At 68.8% G+C, this 4,237-nt stretch carries 5 protein-coding genes; all 5 read right to left on the bottom strand.

Annotated features, from left to right (window positions below):
- Nucleotides 1-959, bottom strand: a 959-nt coding sequence (locus R1101_RS0117155; protein WP_016934597.1) for a glycosyltransferase family 4 protein, incomplete at its 3' end; no start/stop codon positions are given.
- The gene (locus R1101_RS0117150) at nucleotides 960-1,862 is read right to left on the bottom strand and encodes a phosphatidylinositol mannoside acyltransferase (protein ID WP_016934596.1); all 903 of its coding nucleotides are present in this window, start codon (nucleotides 1,860-1,862) and stop codon (nucleotides 960-962) included.
- Nucleotides 1,859-2,530 carry a phosphatidylinositol phosphate synthase gene (gene pgsA, locus R1101_RS0117145; protein ID WP_016934595.1) on the bottom strand — a complete coding sequence of 224 codons (672 nt, stop codon included), beginning with the start codon at nucleotides 2,528-2,530 and terminating at the stop codon, nucleotides 1,859-1,861. The genes R1101_RS0117150 and pgsA overlap by 4 nt, the downstream gene beginning before the upstream one ends.
- Before the next feature lie 145 nt (nucleotides 2,531-2,675).
- Nucleotides 2,676-3,197: an HIT family protein gene (locus R1101_RS0117140; protein ID WP_051017579.1), complete on the bottom strand. Its 522-nt coding sequence runs from the start codon at nucleotides 3,195-3,197 to the stop codon at nucleotides 2,676-2,678.
- Nucleotides 3,198-3,256: 59 nt separating this feature from the next.
- The coding region (thrS, locus tag R1101_RS0117135; RefSeq protein WP_016934593.1) for a threonine--tRNA ligase at nucleotides 3,257-4,237 on the bottom strand (981 nt) is incomplete at its 5' end.

Here is a 4,237-nt window from a genome sequence, read left to right as displayed (position 1 = left end):
GCGAGTGCGTCGGCGTCGCCGACCGGGACGAGGACACCCGCCTGCCCGTCGCGCAGCACCCGGCGGAAGGCGTCTAGCTGGGAGGCGACGACGGCCGTCCCCGCTGCCATGGCCTCGACGAGCACGATACCGAAGCTCTCACCACCGAGGTTCGGCGCGCAGTACACATCGGCGCTGCGCATCGCGGACGCCTTGTCGTCGTCGTCGACCTGCCCGAGGAGGCGCAGGTGCCGGAAGTAGCGTCCGGCTTCCTTCCGCAAGCGGTCCTCGTCGCCCCGGCCGACCACGAGAATCTCGATATCGGGGTGACGCGCGACGAGAGCGGGCAGCGCGCCGAGCAGAACCTCCATGCCCTTGCGGGATTCGTCGTACCGGCCGAGGAACAGCACGGTGCGGCCCGCTCGCGGGTAGCCGGGCAGCAGCGGGGCATGCCGGAAGAACGGCACGTCGACACCGTTGGGGATCTCGACCGCGTCGGCACCGAGGGAAGTGACCTGCCACCGCCTGGCGAGCTCGGAGACCGCGATCCGGCCGCTGATCTTCTCGAGATAGGGCTGCAGAACACCCTGGAAGGTGCTGAGCACCAGCGATTTCGTCGTGGATGTGTGGAAGGTCGCCACGATCGGTCCCTCGGCCACCTTGAGCGCGAGCATCGACAGGCTCGGCGCGTTCGGTTCGTGGATGTGGAGGACGTCGAAGTCGTTGTCGTTGATCCAGCGGCGGACCCGCGCGTAGGAGACCGGCCCGAAGCTCAGTCGCGCGACCGACCCGTTGTAGGGAATGGCGACGGCGCGGCCCGCAGAGACGACGAAGTCGGGCAGGGCCGTCGTCTCCGACGCGGGTGCCAGCACGCTCACCTCGTGCCCGCGGCCGATGAGGACCTCGGCGAGATCCACGACGTGTGCCTGTACTCCGCCCGGAACGTCGAAGGAGTACGGGCAGACCATCCCGATCCTCACCTACGCCTCCATCCGGGCGCGGCGGGCCTCCGACAGATCGTCGAGCCACAACGGTTGCAGCATGTGCCAGTCCTCGGGGTGTGCGGCGATGTTCGTGGCGAACCGGTCGGCGAGGATCTGCGTGGCCGCGTCGAGCCCGACGCTCACGTCGATCTCCGGATCCACGCGGAACCCCCAGCCGTCCTCGGTGAACCAGCAGTGCACCGGTAACAGAGCTGCGCCGGTGTCGATGGCAAGTTTCGCCGGTCCGGCGGGCATCCGGGTCGGTTCGCCGAAGAAGGTGACCGGGACTCCCCTGCGGGCGAGGTCGCGTTCTCCGAGCAGGCACACGATCCGGTTGTCGCGCAGCCGCGCAGCCAGCTCCCCGAAGGGCGGTGTCTCGCCGCCGCTCGACGGGAAGATCTCGAACCCGAGCCCCTCGCGGTACTCGAGGAAGCGCCGGTAGAGGGATTCCGGTTGCAAGCGTTCCGCGACCGTCGTCAATCCCCCGAAGTAGCGGACGCACCACACCCCGGCGAGGTCCCAGTTCCCGCTGTGCGGCAGGGCGAGGATCGCGCCGCGACCGGCGCCCAGCGCCGCCTCGATGTGCTCGCGGCCCTCGATGGACGCATCGATCGACGCCGCCGTCGCGTCGAGATCCATCGACGGCAGGCGGAACGCCTCACGCCAGTAGCGCGCGTAGGACCGCACCGAACTGCGGATCAGCTCGTCGGGCACCTCGTGCGGTTGCACCCCGAGCACCCGCCCGAGATTGCGTCGTAGTTGCTGCGGTCCGCCGCCGCGGCGTGCCGCGACGTCGGCGCCGGCGTCGAACAGCCGTCGCGCGACGCCGTCGGGCAATGCCCGGACCAGGCGCCAGCCGCCCGCGTACGCCAGATCGGATGCGTTCTCGGCGAAGCTCACTGCGTTCCCCCGTCGTCCCGGGAAGCGGTGTCACTGCTCCCGGCCGGCGTGATGGGGAGCAGTTCGCGCGCCCCTTCGGAGTTGCGGACGGCGAGCACCCGCTGGAAGACCGTGATGACCGATCCGGCGACGAGCAGCCACATCGCGATGTGGATCGCCCAGTCGAGGCCGAGTCCGGTGAGGCCCGCTCCCACGAGCACGATCACGAGCCGGTCGGGACGCTCGATCAGGCCGCCGTCGGCGGACAGTCCGCTCGCCTCGGCGCGTGCCTTCGCGTACGAGATGACCTGCGAGGTCACCAGACAGAGCAGGGTGGCGACGAACAGCGGACGACTCTGCTCGTGGTAGACCGCCCACCACGCGAGACCGGCGAAGATCGCGCCGTCGGCGATCCGGTCGCAGGTCGCGTCGAGGACCGCGCCGAACCGGGTTCCACCACCGCGGGCCCGCGCCATCGCGCCGTCGAGCATGTCGAACATCACGAACAGCCAGATGACCATCGCGCCCCAGAACAGGTACCCCACGGGGAACAGGGTCACGGCGGCGGCGACCGTGGCGACGGTGCCGACCAGGGTGACCGCATCCGGAGTCAGGCCGGTGCGGATCAGGGCCTTACCGAGCGGCGCGGTGACCTTCGACACCGACGCACGCCCGAAGAAGCTCAGCATCCCGCGACCCCTGTCTTCCCGTCCGACCGTTGTGTCCGGAATCCGATCCTGCCACGAGTCGAGCCGAAGATGCGCGGGTGGCTCGCAGCAGATCTGCAGGCGACACCGGGGGTGCGCTGCGATCTCGCCGGCTCGGGACGCGCCCTCACTCGTCCCATGCCGAGGCGAGCAGTGCACGGGTGTCGCGCAGCAGCTGCACCATCACCTTCGACCCGCCGAGGACCGTGATGAAGTTGGCGTCACCACCCCAGCGCGGCACGACGTGCAGGTGCAGATGTTCGGCCAGCGAACCTCCTGCCGCGGCACCGAGGTTCAGGCCCACATTGAAGCCGTGCGGACGCGACACCCGCTTGATGACCCGAAGCGCACGCTGGGCGAACTGCATGAGCTCGGCGCTCTCGTCGGGCGTCAGATCCTCGAGGTTGGCGACCCGGCGGTACGGCACGACCATCAGGTGCCCCGGGTTGTACGGGTACAGGTTGAGCACCGCGTACACCGTTTCGCCGCGAGCGACGACGAGACCTTCCTCGTCGGACATCTTCGGGATGTCAGTGAAGGGCTCGTACGGCTCGTCGCGACCTCGCGGGGACTCGGTGATGTACGACATCCGGTGCGGCGACCACAGGCGCTGCAGGTGGTCGGACTCCCCCACACCGCGATCGACCATCGACGCGGGACTGTCGTCGGTCGCGGGGATGTCGGCCGGCCCCGGAGTGCGATCGCCCGTCACGACGGGCTGCCTTCCCCACCGGAACCGACGAGCTCGGCGGTGGGCGAAGCGTTCTCGCGGCGGCGGACCCATTCGGTAACGATTCGCACGGCCTCGTCGACCGGCACGCCGTTGACCTGCGTGCCGTCGCGGAAACGGAAGCTGACCGCGCCCGCCGCGACGTCGCGCTCACCGGCGAGCAGCATGAACGGCACCTTCTGCGTGGTGTGGGTGCGGATCTTCTTCTGCATACGGTCGTCGGAGACATCGACCTCGGCCCGGATCCCCTGCGCCTTCAGCTTGCCCACGACGTCGAACAGGTGGTCCTCGAAGTCCGCGGCCACAGGAATGCCCACGACCTGGACGGGCGAGAGCCACGCCGGGAAGGCACCGGCGTAGTGCTCGGTGAGCACGCCGAAGAACCTCTCGATCGACCCGAAGAGCGCCCGGTGGATCATGACGGGCCGGTGCTTCGCCCCGTCGGTGCCGGTGTACTCGAGCTCGAATCGCTCCGGCAGATTGAAGTCGAGCTGGATCGTCGACATCTGCCAGCTGCGGCCCAGGGCGTCCTTGACCTGCACCGAGATCTTCGGACCGTAGAAGGCCGCACCGCCCGGATCCGGGACGAGGTGCAGACCCGAGGCCTCGGCGACCTCACGCAGGGTGTCGGTCGCGACGTCCCACAGCTCGTCGCTGCCGACGAACTTCTTGGGATTCTTCGTCGACAGTTCGAGGTAGTAGTCGTCGAGCCCGTAGTCCTTCAGCAGGTCGAGGATGAACTTCAGGACGCTGGTGAGCTCGTCGCGCATCTGCTCCGGGGTGCAGAAGATGTGCGCGTCGTCCTGCGTCATGCCGCGCACACGGGTGAGTCCGTGGATCACACCGGACTTCTCGTAGCGGTAGACGGATCCGAACTCGAACATGCGAAGCGGCAGCTCGCGGTACGAGCGGCCTCGCGACCGGAAGATCAGGTCGTGCATCGGGCAGTTCATCGGCTT

Origin of the sequence: Rhodococcus sp. R1101 (assembly GCF_000278445.1) — a bacterium.
GTDB classification, from domain to species: Bacteria; Actinomycetota; Actinomycetes; order Mycobacteriales; family Mycobacteriaceae; genus Rhodococcus; species Rhodococcus gordoniae.
This window is presented reverse-complemented; position numbering and strand designations above follow the sequence as displayed.